General features: G+C 75.3%; 1 protein-coding gene and 2 pseudogenes. 2 read left to right on the top strand and 1 reads right to left on the bottom strand.

Annotated elements, in window-relative coordinates:
- Positions 1 to 135: pseudogene (locus tag CR470_RS41020) on the top strand (TetR family transcriptional regulator); the annotation flags it as partial.
- Here the strand turns inward: CR470_RS41020 and CR470_RS37905 are convergent.
- On the bottom strand, positions 122 to 898 hold the full coding sequence (locus CR470_RS37905; RefSeq protein ID WP_097872285.1) for a restriction endonuclease: 777 nt from the start codon (positions 896 to 898) through the stop codon (positions 122 to 124). The pseudogene CR470_RS41020 and the gene CR470_RS37905 sit on opposite strands and share 14 nt — an antisense overlap.
- Positions 899 to 1,052: 154 nt before the next feature.
- Between CR470_RS37905 and CR470_RS37900 the strand changes: the two are divergent.
- Positions 1,053 to 1,484, top strand: a pseudogene (locus CR470_RS37900) (GNAT family N-acetyltransferase); the annotation flags it as partial.

Here is a 1,484-nt window from a genome sequence, read left to right as displayed (position 1 = left end):
CCCGGGGCCGAGCCCGAGCGCGCCCCGGCCGCGACGGTGGCCGCGGACGGCGAGGTGCTCGTCGCGGTGGCGCGCACGGACGCTCCCCTGGACGAGGTCATGCGGACGATCCAGCAGGCGCTCAAGGACCGCTGAGCCCGGCGGCCGGCCCCTCGGCGGGGACCACCGCCACCTCCCAGGGCGGCGGTGCGACGCCCTCGCTCCAGGCCGTCAGCTCCTCGGGGCCGTAGCAGAGAATGGCGCACCGCTCGGCGTAGTCGACCGCGGGTTCGGTGAAGCCTCCGGTGGAGACGACGAGCGCGACATCCGCCTCGTGCACCGCGTAGCAGGTGCCGCCGAACCGCTGGAGGTCCTGGGATCCGGCCCGGCTCGTAGGGCCGTAGCGCTTGCACTGCACGACCAGGCGGCGGCCGTCCGGAGTGGTCGCCAGGACGTCCGCGCCCAGGTCGCCCGCGCCGCCCACCACCTCGGCCTGAGGGCAGCCGTCGCGCCGGCAGAGCTCGGCCACGGCCTCCTCGAAGGCGTACGGGTCCAGCTCCGCGTAGTCGACCTGACCGGCGGGCTGCGGGGGCTCGGGACGGGCCCGGGTGCGGGCCGCTTCCGCGGCGTCCAGCTCCGCGAGGCCCGCGTCGACGATCCCGTACGCCGCGTCCGTGACGGTCGCCGCGACCCGGCGCGCCCTACGGCGGCGCAGCACCACGAAGACGGCCGCGAGAGCCAGGACGGCGGCCGGCACGGCGGCCACCGGGGGGAGCCCGGCGGCTCGCCAGGCGGCCCGCAGCGCCATGCCGCCGCCCACGAGGATCAGCGCGATCAGCGCGAACCCGAAGGTCGTACGCCGGAGGTCGAAGGAAGCACGTCGCTCCCGGGTGCCCCGTCTGCGGATCGGTATCGCCATCGGTGCCGCACCTCTGCTTCCTCGCCACTTCATGATCACTTACATCGGCACCTGCCCCGAGCTGGGCTTTCGACGCGTCCGCACCGAGCCGTTCCGCGCGGGCGGAGGCCGAAACCCGCTGGTTTGCCGATCACCGCTGTGCTGAGGTGCGCGGATGCGAACCGACGAAGTACGTGACCTGTACGACCGCACGATGCGCGAGCACGCCCGCCCCGAGGGGCCCGGGGTCGAGGTCGAACGGGCCGGGCCCCTGGTGCGTCAGGTCGGCGGCGCCGACGACTGGAACGGAGTCGCCTGGTCGGACCCTGAGCTGGACGCCGCGGGGGCCGACGCGGCGATCAGGGCCCAGATCCGGCACTACACCGCGCTCGGCCACGCGGAATTCGAGTGGAAGCTCTACTCCCATGACCGGCCGGCCGACCTGGGCGACCGGCTGCGGGCGGCCGGATTCGTACCGGATCCGCCGGAGACCCTGCTGGTCGCCCCGGTCGAGGCGCTGACCTCCCTGCCCGGCGCCGGGCTGCCCGAGGGCGTCGTCCTGCGCCCGGTGACCGACGCGGCCGGGGCCGAGCTGATGGCGCTGGCC

This window comes from Streptomyces sp. rh34 (assembly GCF_002551245.1).
In the GTDB taxonomy this organism is placed as follows: Bacteria; Actinomycetota; Actinomycetes; order Streptomycetales; family Streptomycetaceae; genus Streptomyces.
Note: the sequence above shows the minus strand (reverse complement) of the source record. Positions and strands in the feature narration are given on the sequence as shown.